The sequence below is a fragment of the Roseibium sp. LAB1 genome, assembly GCF_054658235.1.
Genome location: NZ_BAAGIB010000008.1, coordinates 1 through 25,457 on the forward strand (window position 1 = coordinate 1; position 25,457 = coordinate 25,457).

Genomic DNA, 25,457 nt, shown 5'->3' on the forward strand with positions numbered 1-25,457 from the left:
CCGTCAGCAACCCGGACCACGCCGTTCTCGTCGACGGTGAAGCGTGCGTCGTCGACGGAATAGGAAACCGTATCGGTAACGTCTTTGTCTTCAGCAAATGCCGTTACACCAACCACGGTACCTGCCGCGGCATCTTCGGTGATGGTGTTGGCAGCTGTGTCCGTATCCTGAACTGCGGAGGTCGCGAATTCGTTTTCGTCTTCGACCTTGAGTGTGAAAGTTTGCGTGGATTGTGAGCCGTCGGTCGAAGTGGCCGTCACAGTAAAGGAGACCGTTGCTTCGGTTTCGGCATCAAACACCGCGTCTTCGGCGATGCTGACAACACCCTGGTCATCAATGACGAAGCGCGGATCGTCCACCGAATAGGAGACGCTGTCCGTCACATCTTTATCCGTGGCGACGACGGTGATGCCGATTTGGCTGCCACCGTCTACACCTTCGGAAATCGTGTCCGCGACTGCGCCAACCGTACTGACGGCGCTGACATCGTATTCGTTCACGTCCCGGATCGTGATCGTGAAGGTTTCTGTTTGCGTAGCGCCATCGGAGCCGGTGGCAAGCACCACAATCTGATGACTGCCGGCCGTTTCCGCGTCGAGCGCACCGGCAACGGTCACGATGCCGCTTTCAGGGTCAATGGAAAACAGGCCACCTGCATCGTCGAGGAGGCTGTAAGTTACACTTGCGCCTTCCGCAGTGCTCGCGCTTGCCTGGATTCCGGTCGTTGAACCAAATGTGGAATTCTCATCGACGGAGTTGGCACTCTCGTCAATATCGGTAACCGCTGACAAATCCGAAGCAATGGTACCGGCAGGGAGAACAGATTCGCCACTTTCGAACGAAGCGTCAGCGGGTGCTTGTCCATCCGGATCGCCAAATGATCCACCAGTCTGTGTGGTAGGCGCTCCCGTCGAAAAGGTCTGATTTGTATCATCGGCCAGCAAAGAGGCGAGGCTCGCTGATGAGCCTCCACCAACTGGCAAATCGTCGTTGTCCGACCCGGCACCTTCTTCAGTGTTAGCAGCACCATTCAAAGATTGTTCGATGAACGCATCGGATGATTCGTCGTTTTCACGCGTGGAAAGCTCCGGAGTATCGTCGTCGAAAGCTACTGCCTGCGCACCGGAAGACGGGTCTTCCTGGTCGCCGTAGCGTTGCTCTTCCTCGTCACTGCCCAGGTGCAGGTTGGCATTCACCTGTTCCATGGATTCGCCCATGTCCTGGTCGAGGTGATAGTCGTGCGCCTTGTCGAGATGCTGATCCCGATTATCGAGGAGCCCCGAATGCAGAATGCTCTCGGAATTCAGGGTCGTCCTGGTTTCCGTGGAGCTGCCCTCTGCAGGGGACTTTTCCTGAGTGTCTCGATTCTGAGTGTCGCTTGCCATTTCGGTCGCACGTCCGCACAATTTCCGATACTGCCAATGAACGTCGGCGTCCTTAACAAAGCGCAAAATTCGTCTAGGATTCTGGAGGTTAGTTCTAATAAAATTCGGGAAATACGGCGTAAGGTAAACGCTTTTTAAACCCGAACGGCACAGTTTGAGCGAGTAAGTACACGACTCTGGCCCGCATATGCTGAAATCGGTAATTTCATCATTCTTTTTACCTCGTTTGAGGATCCGGCATTCTCCGACCGGAAAATGGATTTCTTCGCCCGGACTGCCGCGCGACGTCATCACTGCATCCGTTTTTGCAAACATCCTTGGCCTGGCGATGCCGCTGGCTATCCTTCAGGTCTACGACCGTGTTCTGCCGAACGCCTCCACCGACACTTTGCTCGTGCTCATCCTGGGGGTCATCGTCGTGCTCATCGCCGACGCTGTCATCAAGGTATCCCGGACAGCCGTTGTCGGCCGGTTGGGAGCTGGCTTCAATCATCAGGCGCACACGGAGCTGTTTCGCCGTGTTCTCGATGCGGAGCCGTCCCAGTTTGCCAAGACGCCGGTTTCCGTCCAGGTGCACCAGCTTCGCTCGCTGCAATCCGTCGCCGATCACTACGGCGACCAGAACCGTCTTCTTGCAATCGATCTACCGGCAGGCGGGATCTACCTGGCAGCGCTCGTCTTCATAGCCGGACCGCTGGCGTTTGTGCCGATCACCTTGTTGGGCATCTTCATGTTTTTTGCGCTCAACAGGAACAAGGTGCTGCAACAGGTTGTCGCCGACCGGGCCGACCAGGACGACCGCAAATCCGATTTTATCCTCGAAGTGCTTTCCGGTGCCAAGACCGTGAAATCCCAGGCGATGGAAGCGCTGATCATGCGCCGTTTCGAACGGTTGCAACGGGCGACTGCCGAACTCAGCTCGAAATACATGCGCCTGTCCGGACAGGCGAGAGACGCATCGGTTCTGTTTGGGACCTTGACGACGATTTTTGTCGTCATCTTCGGTGCGTTGATGGCCATTCACGGCAATTTCAGCGTCGGGGGTGTTGCCGCCAGCACATTGCTGTCCGGTCAGTTCGTGCAGCCCTTTCTGCGCGCGATCAATCAGCTAACCGACATGCAGCGGCTGAAGCACGACTACAGCCAGGTCAACGCCCTGTTCAGATTGCCCGAAGTCGAGCAGCAGGAACCTTTGAGGGTCGACACCGACGGTTCCATTCACCTGATCAACGTCTCGGTTGAACTGGGTGATGGCCGCCGCAGGGTGTTCGAAGATATCAACCTGACGATAGAAACCGGGCAATTTGTCGGTTTCCGCGGGGCGGACGGTAGTGGCAAGTCGACACTCATGAAATTGCTGACCGGCGAAATGACGCCGTCTACCGGCAAGGTGATGATTGGTGGGCACGATTACGACGGCGTGCATCAGCACGCCCTGCGCAAGACCGTTGCCTATGTCGACAACCAGTCGGCCATCTTCAACGGCACGATCCTGGAAAATATCACCATGTTCGGTGCCGTCTCCGACATCGCCCATGCCCGCATGGCGGCAAAGCTGATAGGGCTTGAAAAGGAGATCCATCTTCTTCCGCGCGGCTACGAGACACAATTAGGCTCTGATCTGGGCGGCAAGGTGCCGGCGGCCACATTGCAGCGCATCTGTATCGCAAGAGCACTGGCAGGCGAACCGAAAATCCTGATCCTGGACGAAGCAAACGCCCAACTGGACCAACAAGCCGAAAAGGGTCTTGTCGATGCCTTGATCCGTCTCAAGGGCTACCTGACCGTGATCATCATCAGTCATCGTCCTTCCATGCTGGCCGTGGCCGACCATCAATATGAACTCAGAGACGGCTGCGTTCACGACCTCGGCACGATGAACGTAACCGGGGCGTCTCAGAAAATGGGGATGCCGGCGTGAGCAGACCGCTATTCAATCTTGAAGACGTCCACGCGGCCGACAACGCAGTTCACCGGCAATGGCGCGACCTATCCGCCGAACTGGCCGCGGATGGGAGTTCCTCTGCCCGGCTGGGCCTGCCTGATGAAGGCGCGGCACCGGCCGAACGCTGCCTGATCCCGCTCTTGTGTGAAATGCGCTGGCAAGGCAACGACAGGCTTCTGTTCGAGGCCTTGCCCCATTTCGATCGTATCGACAGCTTCCAGTCTCTGCGCACAGTTCTGAACAGGCTGACAGTCAAGACGAAGCTGTTCCACGGCACTGCGACGGAACTGACCCACGCTCAGATGCCGTGTTTACGTTTTTCCGGCGACGACGTTCAGGTGATCGTCGGACAAATCGGTACGGGCGAGTTCCGTGCTTTTTCCGGCCTGCAAGGGGAGGCGATTGTCGTCCCTGCTTCGGATATCTTGAAAAACGAGATTTATCTCGTTGTGGAAGACACCGAAGACAAGAGCCAGGGCCAAAGCAATCGAAGCTGGTTCTCAACCGTGTCCAGACGGTTCCGGTCAAGCATCATTTCCATTCTTGCTCTTGGTTTTGTTCTCAACATTCTTGCACTTGCTCCGCCGCTGTTCATCATGGCGATCTACGACAAGGCGATGGGAGCGAAATCTACCGAAGTCCTTCTGACCATGGCTGTAGGTATTGCAATCATTCTCCTGTGCGAAATTGTGTTGCGCCGGATGAAAACATGGCTGCAATCCTATCTTGGTGGACGGGTCGACGCGATTGTCGGCAACAAGACCTTTGAACGGATCCTGCATTTGCCATACGCGATGCTGTCCGAAGCACCCATCGGAACTCAGGTCATGCGGCTGCGGTATTTCGACAGCGTGCGTGACATCTTCCAGAGTTCCCTGTTCAACGCGATCGTCGATATTCCCTTCACGCTAATCTTCATTGTAGCGATCTTCCTGATCGGCGGACCGGTGGCTTTGCCGCCGCTGGCGCTTTTGACGATCTACACCTTGCTGGCAGTATATGTTCTGCCAATGGTCCAACGCGAAGTCGCCGCAGTGGGGGAGCAGAAATCGAAGCTGAACAGCTTCATGATCGAGACATTCCGCAATCAGCGCGCGCTCAGAAATCTTTCCGTGGAAGATATCTGGCTGGTGCGGTTTTCCACTCTGTCCACCAGCTTCAACAAGCTCAACATCCATGCGCGTCATATCACCCATGTGCTGCAAACCGTGTCTCAAACTCTTATGACCATTTGCGGTGTTCTGGTACTGGGCATTGGGGCAATGCGTGTCATGGAAGGTGACATGAGTCTTGGTGCGCTGATCGCAACGATGGCATTGAGCTGGCGGGTGCTGAACCCCATGAACCAGGCGTTCCTCAGCATAACGCAGCTCGCGCAAAGCCGAACTGTGATCGAGCAGATCAATAATCTGATGCAGGTTCAGCTCGAACGTGAACCGGGTCACTTGCCGAAGATCACACGCGACATTCGCGGTGACCTGAAAATGTCCTCTCTCGTGCTCCGTTACCCGGGCGCGACAGAAGCTTCGCTGAAGGGGCTTGAGCTCACCGTGAAGGAGGGCGAGACCGTGGCCATCACCGGTCCGAGCGGATCGGGCAAGACGGCACTGTTTCAGGCGGTCATCGGTTTGTTCCAGCCGCAGGTCGGTTCGATTCTGTTCGACGGTCTGGACGTGCGCCAGCTAGACACTGCCGAGTGGCGCTCCTCCATCGGGTATGCTCCTGATGATCTGGACTTCTTTTATGGCACCGTGAAACAGAACTTGTTGATGTCCGATCCAGGAGCCAGTGAGGAAAGACTGATCGAAGTTACGGATCGACTTGGTTTGCTGTCCTACTTGACAGAAAACTTCAACGGTCTTGAAACGCGCCTCAATGGCGAGGTCTTGAAGCAAATACCGGACAACATGAAACAGCGTATTGTGTTGGCCCGTGCCTTCGTGAAGACGGCACCTCTGTATCTGTTCGACAACCCGGGTACGCATCTCGATTTCGAGGGTGACAAGAAGTTCATGGCGATGATCGAGGAGCTAAAGGGCAAGGCTACGATCCTCATCAACACCCAGCGACCAAGCCACATGAAAATGGCGAACCGCGTTATCGTGCTCAGAGGCGGTCAGATCGCGATGATGGGGCCGCCAGAGCAAGTGGTTCCGGCACTCATGGGGCAGCCCGCGAAAGCCGGTTAGCCGACGGTTGTTTCTCGTGATACAAATATGCCCGCCGGATGTTTCCGGCGGGCCTTTTCATTTCAGGTATTTCGTACTTTAAAAAACGGATTTCACCGCTTTCACGGTTGCATCGACCACCTTGTCGATTTCGTTATCCGAAATGCACAGGGGAGGGGCGAACCCAAGGATATCTCCCTGCGGCATGGCTCGACCGATCACACCTTCTTTCAAGAGTGCCGCAGCAACTTGCGGCCCGGTTTTGCTGGCCGGATCGAGATAGGTTCTGCTGGCCTTGTCCGCGACAAATTCGACTGCGCAGAGCAAACCATCGCCGCGTATGTCGCCAACGTTGGCATGGTCGCCGAGAGCGTCGGAGAGCGCCGCCTTGAAATAGGCGCCCGCTGTTTTCGCATTGGCGACAAGGCCCAGACTATCGATGAGCTTCAGGTTGGCAACGCCGGCTGCAGCACCGATCGGGTGCGCGGAATAGGTCCAGCCATGGCCGATCGGGCCGAACTCGTCAGTACCGTCTTCAAGAACCTTCCAGACCTTGTCTGAAATGATGGACCCGGACAACGGTGCATATGCTGAGGTCAAGCCTTTGGCGATGGTAATGAAATCCGGCTGAATTCCGTAGTGGTCAGAACCGAACATGGTACCGAGACGGCCAAAACCGGACACGACTTCATCTGCGATCAGCAGAATATCGTGTTTCTTCAAAACCGCCTGAATTGCTTCCCAATAACCGGCTGGCGGAGGCACGATCCCGCCAGTACCAAGCGCGGGTTCTCCAATGAAGGCGGCAATCGTGTCGGCGCCTTCTCGCTCGATGAGGGCTTCGAGATCGGCGACGCAATAGGCAACAAAATCGGCCTCGGACTGGGACAGGTCTTCCCTACGGAAATAGTCAGGGGCGACCGTGTGCAAGACCTGCGACAACGGCAGATCGAACTTCTTGTGAAACAGCTCAAGCCCGGTCAGCGACCCGGTCATCAAACCGGAGCCGTGATAACCGCGCCAACGCGAGATGATCTTCTTTTTTTCAGGCCGTCCGAGAATGTTGTTGTAATACCAGACCAGCTTGATGTTGGTTTCGTTTGCGTCTGACCCGCCAAGACCGAAATAGACCTTGGACATGTGAGCGGGGGCCCGTTCCATCACCATCTTTGCAAGCGTGATCGATGCCTCCGTGCCGTGCCCGACATAGGCGTGGTAGTAGGCAAGTTCGCGCGCCTGTTCAGCAATTGCATCGGCAATTTCCGAACGGCCATAGCCAACGTTGACACAGTAGAGACCGGCGAATGCGTCCAGAAGTTTGGTGCCGTCACGATCTTCAATATAGACACCGCTGCCACCGGTGACGATCCGGTTCGGGCTTTCGCCGCGTGCGTGCTGCGCAAGATGTGTCGAGGGATGGAAGAAGTTTTCCCTGTCCCAGGCGTCCAATTGATCATTCTTGAGCATGTTTTCGTCCTTTTCGTATTTGGCTCGGCCGGGTCAACTCCAGTCCCGGCAGACATATTTGATTTCGGTAAAGGCCTCCAGACCGTAGCGGGCACCTTCGCGTCCAAGTCCGGACTGCTTCACGCCACCAAAAGGGATCGGATAGCCGGTCACCTTTGTGCGATTGATGGCAACCATGCCGTATTGAAGCGAACGGCTTGCCCGGTAGATGCGGCGCGGGTCTTGGGTGTGGAGATAGGCGATCAGGCCATATTCGGTGTCGTTTGCCCGGGCGATGACTTCTTCTTCCGTATCGAAGGCCGCAAGTGCCGCAACTGGGCCAAATGTTTCCTCCCTGAAAATCGCCGCGTCACCGGGAACGTTCGCCAGAACGGTCGGTTCGAAGAACAATGGACCGGCCGCGTGACGGCGGCCACCGGTCAACAAACAGGCTCCTCGTGCCAGTGCGTCGCGAACGTGGTCTTCCTGTTTGGCAATAGCCCGTTCATGCATCAACGGTCCGATGTCCGGATCATCGAGACCCGGTCCAACGGTCAATTGATCAACACGCTTGGTGAAAGCATCGCAAAACGCCTGGTAGACAGGTCTTTCAATCAAAAAGCGGTTAGCCGCGAGGCAGTCCTGTCCCGTGGTGGCGAATTTTGCCGCGATTGCCTGTTCGACCGCATGGTCCAGATCGGCATCGGCAAACACCAGAAAGGGCGCATGCCCGCCAAGTTCCAGCACAAGGCGTTTAACCGTTTCTGCGCCTTGCGAATAGAGAAGTTTGCCAATCCCGGTTGATCCGGTGAATGAAACCGCTCTGACACGGGGATCCGCCATCCAAGGCTTCACAATCTCCTCGGCTTTGCCCGGAATGACATTGAAGACACCAGCCGGAAGTCCCGCCTGATCGGCCAACTCGGCAAGGGCGAGTGCGGAATAGGGCGTTTCCTGGGAGGGGTGAACCACCACGGTACAGCCAGCAGCAAGTGCGGCAGCAGCCTTGCGCGTGATCATGGCGCAGGGGAAGTTCCAGGGCGTAATCAGTGCCGCAACGCCAACAGGCTCCCGCCAGACCTCCATCTCCGCATCTGGAAGATGCGACGTGATGCTTTCGATGTTGGGGCGTTTGGCCTCCTCAGCGTAAAAAGAAACGAAGGAAGCTGCATAGTCGATCTCGCCGCGGGATTCAGACAGCGATTTTCCCTGCTCGCGTGTCATGAGGCGCGCAAGATCTTCCCGGTTTTCGACAATCAGAGCGTACCAGGCCAGCAGAAACGACGCTCTTTCCTGAGGCAGTAACGCAGCCCATTTGGAAAATGCGAGATTCGCAGCGTCGACAGCCTCGGCGGAATCCACGCTGGAGAGTGCCGTCACTTCGCCAAGAAGACTTCCGTCCGCTGGATCTGTAACCTCAAACACGGCACCGTCGCGCGACGCCACCCACCGGCCGTCGGAATAAGCGAAATGTTTGACCAGATGACGATTGTCGATCTGGTGGAAAAGCGAGCTTTCAGGTGATGTCTCGGCACGAATACGGGACTGCATGGCGTTGCTCTCCAAAGTGGTGAGCAGACCCTAGAATGGCCCCCGGGAACGAAACGGTTTTTATTGGAAGGACTTGCAGCCGTTTCGTTCTTATTCGGAGCTTTCGCCGGCAACATCCGTTCCAAGCATACCGGCCAGCAACAAATCGAGCGACGGACCCGAACTCTGTTTCACGGGCTTGGTAACCACATAGGTAAAGTAGCGAACGACACCAAGGCCGCGGTCGAGCAGGGCATCCATGAACCGCTGGTAGCTGTCTATATCACGTGTGACAGTCTGCATCAGGTAATCGAGGCCGCCGCCAATGGCCCAGCAGGCAACCACCTCATCGCAACCACGGATTGACCGCTCAAAGGCCTGAAAATATTCGGCGCGGTGATGCTCCAGTTCGACAGTCACGAACACAGTGACATGAGGAGCGATATGTCGGAGTGCGAAACGCGCGCCATAACCTTCGATGATACCGGCAGCTTCCAGCCTCTCGAGGCGTTTCCAGCAGGGGCTTGGGCTCAGGTTGATGCGCTTGGCCAAGTCAGCTTTGGAAATTCGTCCTTCTTCGGCAAGTACCTTCAGAATTTCCAGATCTCTGTTGTCCAGTTTCAGCATGGGGTCTCTTGCCGGTTCAGGAAACGAGCGTGGTGCCCGCGTTGAATTTCTTGACCTTGCCAAGGGTGAGCGTGGCAATGGCGGTATCCTGAACTCCGGTCCCGGTCAAATCGCAGACTGTGATGTCGGTATCTTGTGTTCTGCCAGGCGCTTTGCCCGAAACGACCGCGCCGAGCTCTTGCACGCAGGAAAGATCCTGCAAAGTGCGTCTCTCCAGCGCCGAGCGCAGTTCGCCAAATTTTTCGCATTGGCTGATGCGGTCGCAGATTACGGCGTCAGCACGGGTCAGGATTTGAGGATCGAGCTCATTCTTGTCTTCCTGGTCGGACCCCATGGCGGTTATATGCAAGCCCGGGTGCAAACAATCCACGTTCAGGATGGCGTCCTTAGCCGGTGTGGTTGTCACAACCAATTGGCTATCGGCAACGAGCTGCTGCCGGTCCTCGGTAGCGATCACGTCGATCCCCAGCGCTGCCGTCATATCCTTTGCCAAATGTTTGGCCTTGTCCGGGTCTCTGCCCCAGATGAAAGCCCTTGAAGCAGGACGCACCTTGGCTGCTGCAATCAGTTGCAGCCGTGCCTGGACACCTGTGCCTAAAATACCGATCGTGGAGACTTCTTTCGGTGCGAGGTGGCGCGCTGCCACCGCACCGGCAGCAGCCGTTCGAATGTCGGTCAGATAGCCGTTATCCAGAAAAACGGCCTGGACGAGGCCAGTTTTGGCTGAGAAAAGCACCATCAGACCATTCAGGCTCGATAATCCAAGGGTTGGATTGTTGAAAAACCCAGGAGAAACCTTGATCGCGAAACCGTCCAGACCGGGAACATAGGCCGTCTTCACATCGACCTCCGCATTCACCTCCGGCAAGGCCATGGACAGTACTGGGGGCATCACCACGGTTCCGGTTGCCAGTTTTGCAAATGCCTCTTCGATGCAATCGATGACTTCCAGATCCAGATGAACGGACCGTCGCAGATCCGCTTCAGTCACCAGCCTGATTTCATGCGCCATAACGGGTTCCCTTTACCAGATAGTCGCCAAGCGAAACGTCCTGTCCGGTCATGATTCTCGTGAATTGGGTCATGTCTACATTCCGCCCGGTAATAATCGTCGCGACCGGCCCCTTCGGTTGCGGCAGTTTTCCGGAAAGGCAAGCAGCGATTCCGACCACACAGGCGCCTTCCGCCACATGGCTGTCTTCGTAATAGAGCGTCTGCATGGCCCGGTAGATTTCGTCTTCGCTCACCAGCACGACGTCATCCAGAAGATCCCGACACATTGCAAAGGACAGCCGGTTGCCCAGGCCAATGCCGCCGCCAAGCGAATCCGCCAGGCTCGCCACTTCCGGCACTTCCACAGGGCGACCTGCGTCGATTGAGGCCTTCATTGCGGCACCTCGGTCCATTGTCAGGCCGATTACGCGGATCGCCGGGTTTATGGATTTTGCGGCAAGCGCGACGCCGGCGGCAAGGCCGCCTCCGGACAAGGGAATCAGAAGGGTTTCGAGATTCGGAACATCCTCCAGAATTTCAAGACCGATGGTTCCCTGGCCTGCAATCACATAAGGATCGTCGAAGGGGGAAATCTCAAAAACACCGGGTGATTGTCCCAGTCTCTGGCATTCGGCAAGAGCCTCGTCCTGACTGTTGCCGACAATGCAGGTTTCTGCCCCAAGCGCCTTGATGCCGTCCAGTTTGGTCTGCGGTACCAGTGACGACATGCAGATCACTGCCTTCATGCCAAATTGCCGCGCAGCATAAGCAACGCCTCGGCCATGATTGCCAGTCGAACAACAGGTGAGCGTCGTGGTGCCTTCGGGTGCATTCAGGGCCGCATTTGTGGCACCGCGCAGCTTGAAGGCTCCCGTTGGCTGCATCGTCTCCATCTTCAGGAAAAACGGGTGTCCGGATTGCTCGGACAGGAACCTGGACGGCAGCAAGGGTGTCCTGACGACTTTGCCCGCGATGGTTTTTCGCGCATCAAGAATGTCTGCGAGTTTCAATTGCATCGACCGTCTCCGGTACCGTATGCGACCATCTTTTGTATCCTGCACGGGACGTTTCTGCCTATTTGTGTACAAATACGTTCAAATGCGCAAGTCGGGTTCTTGATGTTTGTTTATTTACTTGATTTTTTGAATGGCTGCGTTCTTAGTTGTGTACAAATAATCGACGAGGCCCAATCATGCCAGGTCATGACCTTCCGTTCAGCAGTGCAGAATACCAACGCCGTCTCGACCTTGTCCGTGCGGATATGGCCAGACAGGGCATAGATGTCCTGTTTCTCGAGGACCCCTCCAACATGTCCTGGACCACCGGGTATGACGGCTGGTCGTTCTACGTCCATCAGGGTGTCGTTGTCTTTCTGGACGAAGAGCCCATCTGGTGGGGGCGCAGACAGGACGCAAACGGCGCGCGCCGCACTGTCTGGATGGACGATGCACGTGTTGCGTCCTATGCGGATCATTTTATCCAGTCTTCCGAGCGTCATCCCATGCAGGATCTTGCCGCTCTGTTGGCATCAAAGGGATACGCAAACAAGAAGATCGGCGTTGAGTTGGAAAATTACTATTTCTCGGCCAAGGCCTTCCTCACGCTTCAGCATGACCTGCCAAATGCGCAATTCATTGATGCCACGAGCATGGTCAACTGGCTAAGAGCGATCAAATCCGATGAAGAACTCGTCTTTATGCGCAAGGCCGCAAGGATCTCCGAGAAGATAATGGACGGTGTCTTCGAGCGTGTCGTGCCGGGAATGCGCAAGGCGGATCTCGTTGCCGAGATCTATGCCGATGCCATCCGCGGACTGGACGATGCCTGGGGCGACTATCCAGCCATTGTGCCGCTTCTTCCGAGTGGTGCGGATGCTTCGGCACCGCACCTGACCTGGGATGGCCGTTTCATGCAGGAAGGCGAAGCGACATTCTTTGAACTGTCCGGCTGTTATCGCCGATATCATGCTCCCTTGTGCCGCACCGTTTTTCTCGGCAAGCCGGAACAATATCTTCTTGACGCCGAAAAGGCGCTGATCGAGGGACTTGAAGCTGGTCTTGAGACCGCCAGGGCAGGCAATACTGCTGGCGACATCGCAAGAGCCCTGGCAAAACCGCTTGAGGCAGCAGGGATCGAACGGGGGGCACGGGCAGGATATCCTATCGGCATTTCCTATCCCCCGGACTGGGGCGAACGCACGATTTCCATTCGAGAAGAAGACAAGACTGTCCTTAAACCCGGCATGACATTTCATTTCATGCCTGGACTTTGGATGGATGGCTGGGGACTGGAAATCACGGAGAGCATCCTCATCAAGGAGGAGGGGCGGGCGGAATGTCTGTGCAACAGGCCGCGCAGATTGTTCGTGAAGTCCTGAGGTTGCGATGCGCTCTGACCTCTTGAACCGGACAATTTCGATCCTGGATCGACTGATCGGTTTTCCGACTGTTTCGGCCGACAGCAATCTAGAACTGATCAGTTTCGCCGCGACTTTGCTGCGCGAATCGGGCGCCAGGGTGTCGGTGTCGAAGGACGCGACTGGCCGAAAAGCAAATCTGTTTGCCACAATCGGCCCCGATGTTTCGGGCGGGATCGTCTTGTCGGGTCACACGGATGTTGTACCGGCCGACCCGGCCGAATGGACCTGCAACCCGTATCAGATGCGTGAAGAGGACGGTCTGCTCTTCGGGCGGGGCAGTTGCGACATGAAGGGCTACATCGCGGCAGTCCTCGCCAAGGCGCAGGATTATGCGTTTCTCGATCTGAAGCGACCGTTGCATGTGGCGTTGACGTATGACGAGGAGGTCGGCTGTTTCGGGGCCAGGCACCTGGTTGAGGAATTGAAACGGGGTGACATCCGCCCGTCTGTGGCAATCATCGGTGAACCTACGGAAATGCGGGTCATCGAAGGCCACAAGGGCTGTTACGAATATACGACCGCTTTCCATGGCACGGACGGACATGCGTCAGAGCCGGACAAAGGCGTCAACGCCATCCATGTGGCGGCGGCCTTTATTTCCCGAATGATGGAACTGGCTGACACCATGAAGGACAAGTCAGGTCCGGACAGTGAACGTTACTCACCGCCCTGGACAACTCTTCAGGTCGGTCGGATTGATGGTGGGTCTGCGCGCAATGTGATTGCCCGACATTGTGCCGTGGAGTGGGAAATGCGCCCGGTGCGCACGGAAGATGCGGTCGAGATCAGGGCCGCACTTGAAACCTATTGCCGGGACGTCCTCTTGCCGAAGATGGCATCCGTCTACCCTGATGCGGAAATCGTGACGGAAATCATCGGGGAAGTCGCCGGGTTGGCCGTGATGCCGGAGAACGAAGCGCGGGATATCGTCACATCGCTGACAGGGGCCAACCTGTGCGACGTCGTGTCTTTCGGAACTGAAGCAGGCCTGTTTCAGGCGCTCGGAATGTCCGTCGTGGTTTGTGGTCCCGGTTCCATCGCCCAGGCTCACAAACCAGATGAATATCTGGCAGTCGAACAACTCGACAGATGTCTCGCCATGCTCACGGGACTCGAAAGGACCTTGTTGCAGGCCCCATGACCGATCAGACCGTAACTGGATCGGCGGATGTCGCTGATCTTTTGAACCGGGCCTCCAACGCGCAGGAGCGGTTTCAGATCATGTATTCGGTCCTGAGGGACCGGATCTGTATGCTCGTTTATCCACCTGGAACGCAATTGAGCGAAGAGGCGCTGGCGACGGAATTCGGCGTCAGTCGCTCGCCGTTGCGCAAGGCATTGCAGATCCTGGAAGCCGATGGCTTGCTGCTGTCGCAACAAGGCGTCGGCACGTTGGTGACGGAAGTCGACCTTCAGGAACTGGCCCAGGTTTACGAACTCCGGCTGGAATTGAACGAATTGACCGGCAGGTTATGTCCGAGAACCCTCGATCCGGACTTGGAAGTCCTTTTCAACAATCTCAAGATCCGTGCGGAACGCCTGAGAACAAGGCCGGACCGGACGGTCTTTGCCCGTCTCAATATCGACTTCTTTCACGCGTTCCTGCAATTGACACTGAACGTGCCGCTTCGGGAGGTCTCCGAAAAGCTTTTCTACAAGACCTGTCGCATCTGGTTGACATTGATCCGCGATGAAGACCTTTCAGCAGAAGTCGCGATTTTCTGCAGTGAAATCGAGGAAATCGCCGATGCGGTTCGACTTGGAGATTTTCAGGCCGCAGCCTTGATTCGACGGGCGCACCTCTCCATGGGGTTCAACCGGCTGAAGGCCACCAGACATGCTACTGCCAATCAGCAAGCCGGTTAGCGTCCGAACCGGATGGGTTGCGACCGAGATGGAACGAATAAGACCGCTCCCGGAAGCGATTGTGGTGGGATACAATCAGTTGCTTCCGGGAGCGGCCCGGGCTTTCAAAGAAGATGAACGAACTTCTTTGAACGGTTAATTCTTGCAATAACCTCAAACAAAAGCGGCGTTTTCACCTCAAATATGTGCGGTGTGCCTAGATATAACTAAAAAATTCAGTGTCTCCTTGCCATTTTTGTCAGTTTTCTGACTGTTGAAGTCGTAATCTTGCAGTCAGATTCTACGTTGCGTTGAACGTATTTTCCTTTTTCGAGTGAATATTCGAGAAATACACAAAGTTCATTTGCATGAGCGACGAGCACTCTGTGACCGGAAACAACTGTGTCCGTCACTTCCAAATCCTGCCCCCAGGCCCAACCACCATAAGAAGTGCCGCCGTTCGACCTGAGGACAATTTCAAAAAAGTTGCCCCCGTCGCTTTCAGGCATTTTGAAAACGAGATCCAGATTGTCTTCATCGTCCTTCGTCGGCTCTCCCGCACCGAGCCAGACGGAACTGATATTTGCGGAGATCAAATCGCCAAGTGGATAAAATGGCGCGCCATCGTACCAAAGAAACTCCGTAATAACGGTTCCGATGTCGTTAGCCCTCTCAAATGGTCTTACATAATCTCCGTAACCTGCGTAGTTCCTCCTGAAGGAGATCTTACCAGACATGAATGGTTTCCTTACTATCTGATAATACGAAGTTTTTTGCTTTTAGCCGCGAAGCGTGATCACTCTTCGTCCCTTCGGCGAAGTTACATTCCCAAGTGCGCCGTCACACAGGCGTGACTCCGCTTCGGGAGTGGTGTTCTTCTGTGCGGGGAACTGTGTTAGAAAAAATTACCAGGGGGCAAAGTGATGAATAAAAGTAGTTCAGGCACTAATATTCGACTACTTGGCGTTCCGTCGGTGTATTACTCGCGGAATACCCCTTTCCCTGCCAAGGGATACGCATTGCTTGCAGTATTGTTGCTTGTGCCCGGCAACGAGCTCGCTCGTCAGAAGGCGGCTGCCTTGCTTTGGGAGGATGTTGCCCAAACCAGGGCCATGGCAAACCTCAGGCAACTGCTGGTGAGGGTTCAAAGCCGGCAGCCCGAATCCGGTCCCCTGATCGAAACCACACAGACCAGAATCAGTCTTGGGCCCGGGGCGCAAAGTTCCGATCTGGCCGCTTTTCTCCAGTCCTGCAAGGCAACCGACCTTGAAGGTATGATGTCCGGGATAGAGCAATTCACCGGTGAACTGCTCGATGGCATGGAATTCGAAGGCGAACAACTGAACCTCTGGCTGCTGACCGAGCGAGCGAGCCTGAGGGAGAAACTGTTTAACAGAGCAGCAGCAGCCCTTGAGGAAACGACACGCTTCGGTGCGGATCGTGGCGGCAACATCGGCAAGATCGCTGACCGGCTTCTGGCCTTCGAACCTGACAGCCCCGAATGCTATCGCATGATTTCGAAAGCCTATGGCAGGTGTGGTGACCAGGATGGCGTCGATCGTATCGACCGGTTGATGAATTCGGTTCTCAATCCCGCCTTGCCTCGTGTGCCTGGCAGTGCAAACGTCAAACCTTCGGGAACTGGCTGGGTTGCACCGGTGGGCGTCAAGCCGGTTGAAGAGCGTGCGGCACCTCCGAAAGCTCCAGTTCCACGTGTCGCCTTTTCGTCACCCCGCCATATCGACCGACACCCTGATGCGCAGCTTGCCGAGGCATTCGTCGAGGACGTCGCAAACAGTTTCTCCAGGTTCAAGACCTTTGTCGTGGTGTCTCCATTCAGCACAATGCGAGACTTTCGCGGCGGGAATGTCAGCAAGTGGGAAAAAATCAGGTCCAACTACTCCGTACAGAGTTTCCTGCTTCCTGGCAGCCAACAGATATCCTTTACCGTTATCGATGACGGTACGGGAGAGATCATCTGGTCCGCTGAGTATTCGATGGAGCCGGACGATCTCCATTATACGTTCCGGCTGCTCGCAAAAACCGTAGCGGCCAATCTCGCCCAGCAGATCGAACGTCAGATGCTCGATTCCGGTCGGGCGATCAATGCCCAGAGCTATTTGCATGTGTTGCGAGGGCAGAACCTCATCAAGACATGTAATCTGAGCATGATCCGGCGGGCCCGAAAGGAATTCCGCCAAGGTCTGACCTACGACAAGGACCTGTCGATCGCCCGGGCTCGCATAGCGCAGACAATGCAACTGGAATGGTTGCTTCTCGGGGGGACGGATCCGCATCTTCTTCACCGCGCCAAGGCGGAAGCGGACGCGGCGATCGAGATCGATTCGACTGCCGGTATTGGCTACTGGATGGCTGCGGTCATCGCGCTTTATCAGCGTGATTACGCAACTTCGGAAGCCAAGTTCCAGGAAGCCGAGACATTGAGCCCGAATTCTTCGGATCTGCTCATACAGCACGCAGATGCGCTTGCACATTTCGGCAAGCCCGAGGACGCCTGGAAGCGCTTCAAGCACGCGATCGATCTCAATCCACTCGCGCCGGACATCTACTGGTGGGCAGGCGCAAGCATCGCCTTCAAGCTGGCGGATTACGCTGAGGCGGTCCGGCTGTGCAAGCAGATGGATGACGAGGAGCCGGCTCTGCGCATCTTGACGGCAAGCCTCGCACTCGACGGGCAAATTGAGTCCGCAAGACAATACGCGCGGCGTCTCATGGACGTTTATCCGGGGATGACCGCGCAGGAAATCAGTCGCTTCGTGCCAGACAAGAACCCTGAGAACAACAAGATCTTTCTGGAAGGTCTGAAGCTCGCCGGCTTCGACTAAGTAAAACCATTTACAGGAGAAAATTATGCCTAATTCGTCATTCTACGTCCTAGGAAAACGCGGTCACGGTGTTGTCTTTTTGCGGATGGACCCACTGCGCGTGTCTCGCGTTTCACACCAGACAATCCTGGCGTACGAAGCACAAAATGCCGGCGTGGACGGATATGCGCGCATCGCCGCGGCTGCCCGGGTTCTGTTCGCCGAAAGTGACGGCAATCCGGAGACCAGCCTCAGCCAGGTCGAGTCGGAAGGTATCTACCAGGCAATCAAGCAGGGCAGCACGATCTCGGATGTCGATTTTGCCTTCCTGACCGATGTCGATGACAGCGATTGGGACCTCAACAGAATGAGCTGGGCACCGATCCAGGATCCGGTCTCAAAGACAGGCTCCGGTTCAGACACCGGAAATTCCGAAACGCTTCAGGATGCCGTTCTTTCGGACGATTGATCCGGAAGGTGGTCCTACTGGCAAAATCGCACCGCTACAGGAGGCATTCGCTGTGCAATCCGATCCTTTCTCTCCGCAATTCCTGCGCAGCTTCGGCATTACCAGATTGGGTGAGATAACCGGTCTGGATATGATCGGCATACCGGTCTGGTTCGCAACCAGACCCAATTCCAGGTCACTTTCCGTATCGCAGGGAAAGGGCGTGACCGACGATCAGGCCAAGATATCGGCCGTCATGGAGGCCGTGGAATGTGCTGTTGCCGAACAGCCGCGGCAGCACGTCAAGGAATTTGCGACAATAGAAGACATGGCGCGCCAGCAGCGAAATGTCATTCCTCTCTACGACCTCGCAAGGGTCAACTCGCAACAGCTCGACCCGACCCGCCAGCGGGCCTGGGTTCCCGGTACGTCCCTGGTTTCCGGGCAGGAGCGTTTTGCGCCTTACGAACTGATTGGCATGGACATGCGAAGCGACATGCCCTGGGACCGTGATGCCTTTCGCATGACCTCCCAAGGACTGGCGGCACATTTCTCAGTCGACAAGGCGATTGAGCACGCTCTGCTGGAACTTGTGGAGCATGACGCGTCCTGTCTGGTGGATACCTTCGGCCTGTTCGTGAGCAACATCCGCGAAGTGACCGATATCAGCGGTGCGAATTCTGATCTCGATGCCATTTTGGAGAAGGTTTCCAACGCGGGTCTCGATCTTCACGTCTACGCCCTTCCAGGACGGGTGAAGTTGCCCGTGATTGCGGCCGTCATTTCGCGGCAGGTGAACGGACCGACAGGCATTATTTCACGCTCTCCAGCTGGTATTGCCTGCCGGACCAATGTTGCCGAAGCAGTTCTTGCAGCGCTTCTTGAAGCTGTGCAATCGCGCCTGACCGACATCGCCGGAGCACGAGATGACCTTGCCATGGAGCGGTTCCAGCAATCCAGGGAAGGTACGAACAAGACCCAACCTCCGACAGTAACCCTGACCGAACTGGAGGCTGAATTCAGGCCGACAAGACAACCCTCATCCATGGGGTGGCAGAACATCCTTAAACTGATGCAGGCAGCAGGCATCGGAGATGCGTACGTGTTTCCGCTGAAGTCACCGGTTGACGACGTTCATGTGGTTAGAACAATCGTTACCGGCCTTGACGCGCACGCGGGCAGTTTCTCCGAAATGTCGATGAATTCGATCCTTCTGACAACGGCAGTGCTGAGCACTGCATGCTGAAACCTGTGGTCTTTGCAGGTCCGAGCATTCACGGCCTGTCTGACGAGCTTCTCGATGGGCTGGAGGTTCGGCCACCGGCGGCGCGCGGCGACATGTTGCGTGCAGTGGGCGAGGGGCGACGTGTAATTGGACTGATCGACGGGTATTTCAACTCGACACCATCTGTCTGGCACAAGGAGATTCTCTTTGCGCTGCAGGAAGGGTGCAGCATCTATGGCGCTGCCAGCATGGGCGCTCTGCGAGCGGCGGAATGCGCAGCATTCGGGGTTGTCGGTGTTGGCGATGTTTTTGAAGATTATCAGGCAGGCAGGCGCCTGTCGGACGCCGACGTTGCGGTTACGCACGCTCCGGCAGAATTGGGCTTTCGTCCGTTGACCCTTGCCCTGGTCGACGCTGAAGCATCGCTTTCAAATGCTCTTGAAGGCGGTTTCATCACCGAAAAATCCCACGAACAATTGCTGAAAGCAGCAAGAACTCTTCATTTTACCAAACGCACCTGGGCCAAGGTCGTGCAAGTGGCTGATCTTTCAGAAGAGGACTGCAACCGCTTTCAGGCAAGCCTTCCGACTGTTGAGCGAAGCTTGAAGAGGCAAGATGCGGAAAAGATCCTGATCAGGTTGAAGGAGCATACCCAAATCGAAAGTTTTGCTGTTCAGGACAGCTGGAAACTTCAGAACACAATGTTTCTGAAGTTGCTTGAAAAAGACATTCTCGGCAGGTGACGCTGAATGAAGATGGAAATTGTCAAAGCTGAAACCACGTGGTCGATCGTGCCTGATTGCGGCGGCCTGATAGACACAATCGCAGTCTCGTTGCCGCAAAAGGTATTTGATCCCGCCAATCCTCATGCAGAAAAAATTCTTTCTGCGATCGGCAATTTGCTCAAGGCCATGCCGTTGAGCGTGTCGATCCTGGTTTTCGCGGACGAAACCAACGAGGCTGCCGCGAAAACCTGGCTCGAAGAGCAAACGGCTTGCCGCTTTGAGGTCATCGTGTCAGGTACAACTTCTCTGCAAAGCGCCGACATCTGGACACAGGATTCAATCCTGGTGCGAGAGAAAGGTTCAGACCTGGGTCTCGGCGCACCAAAATCCGACTGGCCCGGAGGAATTCTGCCGTCCTTGTTGGCCAGGCACCTGTCCGTCTCCTGTGATGACCTGCCTCTTTTCCTGCCAGGAGGAGACCAGATAGTGGGAGGGGAGTTCCGCATCGTTGGTCATACAAGCCGGTTACGATCGGCCTCCGCCAAGTATGGCGGTGATGGAACGCTACTGGAGGCTGAAAGGCGTATCGCCCAACTCGATCACAGACCCGTCTGCTATTGGGGCTACCGTCGGAAAGATCTGACCGGAAAGCCGATCAACGCTGTCGAAGGAAACATGACAGGCGAACCGTTGTCACATTCCGACGGTCTGATGGGAAGCGGCGCTTACAGAGAGGGAACTCTTCCTGGAGATCCCTATCGTGACACTTTGATACCTGATCTGGTGACCACCATCGAACGCTGTGAAAGTCATGTCGACAGATACGTTTCACCGACAGGTCTCAGGCAAAACGGCAAACACTTGCTTCTGCTTGCAGACCCAGTTGCTGTGGCTCCGGACTCTGAAAGCAAGGCGAAACGGGAAAAAAGGCTGCTCGATGCTTCAGAACGTTGGATGAGGGACCAGGGTTTCGAAATCATTCGCAATCCTGTCCCGTTTGCGACTGACGTCAAAAACGAAGTCCGGCCCCGCCTTTACAACAATGTGTTGCTCGAAAATGCGGTTCGGCAGGGCAACAGCAAACCCCTCATGTGGTTGCCGTGCTTCGGAGAGGATGTACGATTCTCAGACTTTGACGCGGCGAATGCCAGGATCTGGAAGGACCTGGGGTTCGATCCAAGACTGGTGACCGGATGGGAAAGCCTCGCTCACGCGAATGGCGCACTTCGCTGTGCTTCGAAGGTGATCAGACGGCAACCGTATAACAAGACAGAATTCGCAGACCAGCCGTGTTCTGGTACTGTTGCCTAGTCTTCGAGATGTTTTATTGCAGGAAAATTTGGCTGGGGAACCTGGATTCGAACCAGGACTAACGGAGTCAGAGTCCGTGGGTCTACCGTTAACCTATTCCCCAACACTGCTCATCAGATGAGCTGCCAATCGATCGGTAGTGAGCAAGAAGGGTGCCTCGCTCTCGATTGGTGTGCCGCATATACATCTATCACATCGGCGATTGCAAGACCTGCCTCGGACTTTTTTCTGAAATCGAACACCTGTGGAAAGTCTCGCGAAAGACTGCATGCATTCGTGTCACGGAGAGCTTTTCCAGCGACGGGCAACCTGTTACAGTTTTGTCAACGAAAGACGCGGTCTTCAGAAGCGCCCCTTTAAAACGGCGGAAGCTCTGGAGATCTGAAAGGCAAAAGCGTGACTCAGTCAGGTCAGGAACCGCCCGAGAAAGGGCGACGTACCGCTGATGTGTCCGGAACCAGCGGGGCTCCCATGGAGCCCAGGGGACCAGCAAGACGGCGCCGAAAGCGCAAGTCAGGCAAGGGCCCCAAAGGCAACCCTGCAGCACCGGCAGCAAGCGCCGACGCTAATGGGGCGCCTCCTACGGACGGGCAAAATCCGTCCGCTGCTGGAAACGGACCCGTCGACAAAGCATTCGCCGCACAGGGCACGCCTGTGCGCAAGGGAGAGGGTGCGACTTCATCCCAAAATCGTCGCAAGAAACGGAAACGTGGCCGCAAGCCTCGGGCTGAAGACGCTCAGCTGGTCAATTCGGGCGATCCGGTTGGCGCACAGTCTCGAGATGGATTGAAGCCGCAATCAGACACGGCAACAAGTCTCAAGGGAAAGAAAGCTGCACGAAGGCGAGGCAGGCGCCGGAAACAGGCGTCAACCGGCAACGAAGCGCCTGCAACAGCAAATAACAACGAGGGTGAGATCGTTGTTGATGCTGCGACGATCGAAAAGGGAGCCTTGGCCCCTTCCGATCGAAACCAGGACGCGCGAGCACGCCGGAACGGTGAAAGTCGTCAGGACACCAGCCGAAGGGACCATCGAGACGGTAACCGTGGGGCGGTATCATATGATCGTTCGTCAGGAAGAAACAATTCCCCGCTTTATGCCGCACTAGATCTTGGGACCAACAACTGCCGGCTCCTGATTGCCCGTCCGGAAGACCGCGGGTTCCGTGTGGTCGATGCGTATTCAAGAATCGTTCGTCTCGGCGAAGGTGTCGGATCGAACAAGACGTTGAGCGAAGCTGCAATGGAAAGGGCGATCGATGCCCTGGCTCAGTGCCACCGGAAACTTGCCGACAGAGGCGTTGCGCGCTCCCGTCTGATTGCCACGGAAGCTTGCCGCGCCGCGGAAAACGGCGCTGCCTTCATCGACCGGGTCAAGGCGGAAACCGGATTGGCACTGGAAGTTGTCAATCGCGAGACCGAAGCCAGGCTTGCTGTAGCCGGCTGCGCCTCGCTGGTGGACCACGATGCCGATGGCGTGATTCTGTTCGACATTGGCGGTGGCTCTTCGGAGATTGTCTGGCTGGATCTGCGAAACCGATGCGGTGCGCGCGGTTACGCACTGACCCGTTTTATCCGCTCATGGATTTCCTTGCCTGTCGGTGTGGTCAATCTCGCTGAAAGACACGGCGGCGTTCACGTGACACCGGACATATTCGAGGCAATGATTGAAGATGCAGCTGAACATCTTGCCGCCTTCAGTCTCGCCAATAACCTGACAGAGGCAATCGCGTCAGGCAGGGTGCATATGTTGGGCACGTCGGGCACGGTCACGACGCTGGCCGGCGTTCATCTTGGCCTGAAGCGATACGACCGGCGCAGGGTTGACGGAACATGGCTGGAGGATGGTGACGTCTCCAGAATGATTGATCAACTGCGTGACATGCCTTATGAGGCGCGCGTCGACAACCCATGCATTGGTGCGGATCGTGCTGATCTTGTATTGGCCGGCTGTGCCATTCTGGAGGCTATTCGCCGCCGGTGGAGTTGCTCGCGTCTGCGCGTTGCAGACAGGGGGCTGCGCGAAGGCATTCTCACTGAATTGATGGCGGCCGACGGTGTCTGGTCGCACAGGAAAAACGGCGCTCGTCAGGATCGTGGACGCCAAAGGAACAGAACATGAGCCAGGGCAAAAAAGGAACGGGCGATCGCGGTCTCAACGTGAAGGTGAAGACTTCCGCTGGCCGGCGCGAATCCTCGACGCGTTGGCTGCACCGGCAACTGAACGACCCTTATGTTCGGCGCGCGAAGATGGACGGTTACAGGTCTCGTGCTGCCTACAAGCTGATAGAGATCGACGACAAGCACAAGCTGCTGAAACCGGGCTACCGGGTGGTCGACCTAGGCTGCGCACCGGGTGGTTGGTGCCAGGTTGCGGCGGAAAGGGTGCAGTCTTCCGTCGATGCTCCGAAGGTTGTCGGGATCGACTATCTGGAAATGGACCACGTACGCGGCGCGACATTTCTGCAAAAGGACTTTCTGGATGACGATGCACCGGCGACCTTGCTGGAGGCACTCGGTGGGCACAGGCCCGACGTTGTCTTGTCCGACATGGCTGCGCCGACGACCGGCCACAAACAGACCGACCATTTGCGCACCACGCATCTTTTCGAAATCGCGATCGATTTTGCGCGGCGGAATCTTGTGCCTGGCGGCTCGTTCCTGGCGAAGGTATTTCGCGGGGGGACGGAAAATGCGTTGCTGCATGATCTGAAGCGCGAGTTCAAGTCGGTAGCCCACCTCAAGCCGCCGGCAAGCCGCAAGGAAAGCCCCGAACTTTACGTGATTGCCAAGGGATTCCGCGGCAGCGATCTTGAACCCGATTGATCGAAAATTGGGCGGTCCGGGCAACCGGCAAGCAGCAGCAGACAGGGGGAACGCCGTCCAGCAGGCGTCACCCCCTTTTCTTTCTGTCACCTGCGTGTTATTGACCCGCGCCAACTTCTCCGGCACAGCCGAAGCGACTCGAAAGATGCAGGCTTTTGATCAAAGCGTGCGTCTCAGCTATTTTTTTACAAAGGGGAATTGGCAATGGCATCCTTCTATGTCCCTACCACCGGACAGCAAGCCCTGACGTTTGACGATGTCTTGCTGATCCCCGGTCACTCGGAAGTCATGCCGGGTGAGGTGGATCTGCGCACGCGGGTCACGCGGGAACTCGAACTCAATATTCCGATCATTTCGTCTGCAATGGACACCGTCACCGAAGGCCGACTGGCAATTGCCATGGCTCAGGCCGGCGGCATCGGCGTCGTCCACCGTAACCTGTCTCTCGACCAGCAGGCCGAAGAGGTCCGGATGGTCAAGAAATTCGAATCCGGCATGGTCGTCAATCCTTTGGTGATCGGACCGGACGCGACCCTTCAGGACGCTCTGGATCTGATGAAGCGCTACGGTATCTCCGGCGTACCGGTTGTCCAGAACGGCGGATCTGGTGGTCAGACCTCGGGCAAACTGGTTGGTATCCTGACAAACCGGGACGTCCGGTTTGCGTCAAATCCCGACCAGAAGATCCATGAACTGATGACCAAGGACGATCTCGTCACAGTAAGCGAGAATGTCAGCCAGGATGACGCCAAGCGTCTTCTGCATCAAAACCGCATTGAAAAGCTTCTGGTTGTTGACGAGAACCGGAATTGCATCGGTCTTATCACCGTCAAGGACATGGAAAAGGCACAGCTCAACCCGAATGCGTCCAAGGACGATCAGGGCAGGCTGCGCGTTGCTGCTGCAACAAGTGTCGGCGAAGAAGGTTTCGCTCGCGCGGAACGGCTGATCGACGCGGGAGTAGACCTTCTTGTCGTCGACACCGCCCACGGCCATTCCCAGAAGGTTCTGGACATGGTTGGCCGGGTAAAGAGCCTGTCCAACTCCGTGCAGGTGCTTGCCGGCAACGTGGCAACGAGCGAAGGAACCAAGGCCCTGATCGACGCCGGCGCTGATGCCGTCAAGGTCGGCATTGGTCCGGGGTCCATTTGTACCACGCGAATTGTTGCCGGTGTGGGTGTGCCGCAGTTGACCGCGATCATGGATTCGGTCAACGAAGCAGAAAAGCAAGGTATTCCGGTGGTCGCCGACGGAGGGATCAAGTTCTCTGGCGACCTTGCCAAGGCTATCGCAGCGGGCGCTGCATCCGTCATGGTTGGCTCTCTTCTTGCTGGAACCGAGGAAAGCCCGGGCGAGGTCTACTTGCACCAGGGGCGATCCTACAAGTCCTATCGCGGCATGGGGTCCGTTGGCGCCATGGCGCGCGGATCTGCCGATCGCTATTTTCAGGCGGAAGTGCGCGACAGCCTCAAACTCGTACCGGAAGGTATCGAAGGGCAGGTCCCTTACAAAGGCGCGCTTGGCAGCGTGTTGCATCAGCTTGCCGGTGGCCTGAGGGCTGCCATGGGCTATGTTGGGGGGCGCACCATTCTCGATTTCCAGGAAAAGGCCCGTTTCGTAAGGATTTCAGGTGCAGGTCTTCGCGAAAGCCACGCACATGATGTTACCATTACGCGGGAAAGCCCGAATTACCCGTCCAACGTTTAAATCACTCGGTACCGAGACGCCGACAAACAGGCG

General features: G+C 56.3%; 20 protein-coding genes and 1 tRNA gene. 13 read left to right on the plus strand and 8 right to left on the minus strand.

All coding sequences use genetic code 11. From position 1 onward, the window contains the following. Positions 1-1,676 (minus strand): cadherin repeat domain-containing protein (locus ACYQ54_RS26830; RefSeq protein ID WP_460087922.1); only part of this gene is annotated, 1,676 nt, incomplete at its 3' end. A gap of 37 nt (positions 1,677-1,713) precedes the next feature. Between ACYQ54_RS26830 and ACYQ54_RS26835 the strand changes: the two genes are divergently transcribed. Together ACYQ54_RS26835 and ACYQ54_RS26840 are read left to right on the plus strand one after the other, a co-directional pair. After that, a complete protein-coding gene (locus ACYQ54_RS26835; protein WP_460087924.1) occupies positions 1,714-3,306 on the plus strand; it encodes a peptidase domain-containing ABC transporter in 1,593 nt (530 codons plus the stop codon). Further along, positions 3,303-5,519 carry a peptidase domain-containing ABC transporter gene (locus ACYQ54_RS26840; protein ID WP_460087927.1) on the plus strand — a complete coding sequence of 739 codons (2,217 nt, stop codon included), beginning with the start codon at positions 3,303-3,305 and terminating at the stop codon, positions 5,517-5,519. Before ACYQ54_RS26835 ends, ACYQ54_RS26840 begins: the two co-directional genes overlap by 4 nt. A gap of 78 nt (positions 5,520-5,597) precedes the next feature. Here the strand turns inward: ACYQ54_RS26840 and ACYQ54_RS26845 are convergent, their stop codons facing one another. From ACYQ54_RS26845 to eutB, 5 genes are all read right to left on the minus strand, one after another. Beyond that, complete coding sequence (locus tag ACYQ54_RS26845) at positions 5,598-6,965, minus strand: aminotransferase (protein WP_460087928.1); 1,368 nt, start codon at positions 6,963-6,965, stop codon at positions 5,598-5,600. 33 nt (positions 6,966-6,998) lie between these two features. Next, positions 6,999-8,495 (minus strand): NAD-dependent succinate-semialdehyde dehydrogenase, encoded by a 1,497-nt coding sequence (locus tag ACYQ54_RS26850; RefSeq protein ID WP_460087930.1) that lies wholly within the window; start codon positions 8,493-8,495, stop codon positions 6,999-7,001. A gap of 90 nt (positions 8,496-8,585) precedes the next feature. Then, on the minus strand, positions 8,586-9,101 hold the full coding sequence (locus ACYQ54_RS26855) for an Lrp/AsnC family transcriptional regulator (protein ID WP_460087932.1): 516 nt from the start codon (positions 9,099-9,101) through the stop codon (positions 8,586-8,588). Between the two features lie 16 nt (positions 9,102-9,117). Continuing rightward, the gene (locus ACYQ54_RS26860) at positions 9,118-10,113 is read right to left on the minus strand and encodes a cyclodeaminase (protein WP_460087933.1); all 996 of its coding nucleotides are present in this window, start codon (positions 10,111-10,113) and stop codon (positions 9,118-9,120) included. Beyond that, entirely contained in the window at positions 10,103-11,110 is a 1,008-nt protein-coding gene (eutB, locus tag ACYQ54_RS26865; protein ID WP_460087935.1) for a hydroxyectoine utilization dehydratase EutB, read from the minus strand. The genes ACYQ54_RS26860 and eutB overlap by 11 nt, the downstream gene beginning before the upstream one ends. A gap of 176 nt (positions 11,111-11,286) precedes the next feature. Between eutB and doeA the strand changes: the two genes are divergently transcribed. The 3 genes from doeA to ACYQ54_RS26880 are packed head-to-tail and all read left to right on the plus strand — an operon-like array spanning position 11,287 to position 14,379. After that, positions 11,287-12,471, plus strand: a complete 1,185-nt coding sequence (gene doeA / locus ACYQ54_RS26870) for an ectoine hydrolase DoeA (protein ID WP_460087937.1) — start codon at positions 11,287-11,289, stop codon at positions 12,469-12,471. Positions 12,472-12,478: 7 nt separating this feature from the next. Continuing rightward, positions 12,479-13,654 (plus strand): acetylornithine deacetylase, encoded by a 1,176-nt coding sequence (gene argE / locus ACYQ54_RS26875; protein ID WP_460087939.1) that lies wholly within the window; start codon positions 12,479-12,481, stop codon positions 13,652-13,654. Next, positions 13,651-14,379, plus strand: coding sequence for a GntR family transcriptional regulator (locus tag ACYQ54_RS26880; RefSeq protein WP_460087941.1), 729 nt, complete (start codon positions 13,651-13,653; stop codon positions 14,377-14,379). Before argE ends, ACYQ54_RS26880 begins: the two co-directional genes overlap by 4 nt. Positions 14,380-14,594: 215 nt before the next feature. Here the strand turns inward: ACYQ54_RS26880 and ACYQ54_RS26885 are convergent, their stop codons facing one another. Further along, positions 14,595-15,095, minus strand: a complete 501-nt coding sequence (locus ACYQ54_RS26885; RefSeq protein ID WP_460087943.1) for a hypothetical protein — start codon at positions 15,093-15,095, stop codon at positions 14,595-14,597. Between the two features lie 282 nt (positions 15,096-15,377). Here ACYQ54_RS26885 and ACYQ54_RS26890 point away from each other — a divergent pair, with 282 nt between their 5' ends. From ACYQ54_RS26890 to ACYQ54_RS26910, 5 genes are read left to right on the plus strand one after another with little or no spacing between them, the layout of a single operon-like run. Next, complete coding sequence (locus ACYQ54_RS26890; RefSeq protein ID WP_460087945.1) at positions 15,378-17,204, plus strand: BTAD domain-containing putative transcriptional regulator; 1,827 nt, start codon at positions 15,378-15,380, stop codon at positions 17,202-17,204. Positions 17,205-17,229: 25 nt separating this feature from the next. Then, the gene (locus tag ACYQ54_RS26895; RefSeq protein ID WP_460087946.1) at positions 17,230-17,652 is read left to right on the plus strand and encodes a hypothetical protein; all 423 of its coding nucleotides are present in this window, start codon (positions 17,230-17,232) and stop codon (positions 17,650-17,652) included. 52 nt (positions 17,653-17,704) lie between these two features. Next, positions 17,705-18,877 (plus strand): YcaO-like family protein, encoded by a 1,173-nt coding sequence (locus tag ACYQ54_RS26900; RefSeq protein ID WP_460087949.1) that lies wholly within the window; start codon positions 17,705-17,707, stop codon positions 18,875-18,877. After that, positions 18,874-19,599 carry a TfuA-like protein gene (locus ACYQ54_RS26905; protein ID WP_460088067.1) on the plus strand — a complete coding sequence of 242 codons (726 nt, stop codon included), beginning with the start codon at positions 18,874-18,876 and terminating at the stop codon, positions 19,597-19,599. Before ACYQ54_RS26900 ends, ACYQ54_RS26905 begins: the two co-directional genes overlap by 4 nt. Positions 19,600-19,605: 6 nt before the next feature. Further along, the gene (locus ACYQ54_RS26910) at positions 19,606-20,892 is read left to right on the plus strand and encodes a hypothetical protein (RefSeq protein ID WP_460087951.1); all 1,287 of its coding nucleotides are present in this window, start codon (positions 19,606-19,608) and stop codon (positions 20,890-20,892) included. Positions 20,893-20,921: 29 nt separating this feature from the next. Here ACYQ54_RS26910 and ACYQ54_RS26915 read toward each other — a convergent pair. Then, positions 20,922-20,995, minus strand: a tRNA-Gln gene (locus ACYQ54_RS26915). A gap of 368 nt (positions 20,996-21,363) precedes the next feature. Here ACYQ54_RS26915 and ACYQ54_RS26920 point away from each other — a divergent pair. The 3 genes from ACYQ54_RS26920 to guaB all read left to right on the plus strand — a co-directional run bounded on the left by ACYQ54_RS26920 (position 21,364) and on the right by guaB (position 25,424). Continuing rightward, positions 21,364-23,013, plus strand: coding sequence for a Ppx/GppA phosphatase family protein (locus ACYQ54_RS26920; protein ID WP_460088069.1), 1,650 nt, complete (start codon positions 21,364-21,366; stop codon positions 23,011-23,013). After that, positions 23,010-23,717 (plus strand): RlmE family RNA methyltransferase, encoded by a 708-nt coding sequence (locus tag ACYQ54_RS26925; RefSeq protein WP_460087952.1) that lies wholly within the window; start codon positions 23,010-23,012, stop codon positions 23,715-23,717. The genes ACYQ54_RS26920 and ACYQ54_RS26925 overlap by 4 nt, the downstream gene beginning before the upstream one ends. A 204-nt stretch (positions 23,718-23,921) precedes the next feature. Next, a complete protein-coding gene (guaB, locus tag ACYQ54_RS26930; protein ID WP_460087954.1) occupies positions 23,922-25,424 on the plus strand; it encodes an IMP dehydrogenase in 1,503 nt (500 codons plus the stop codon). The last annotated feature ends 33 nt before the right edge of the window (positions 25,425-25,457 follow it).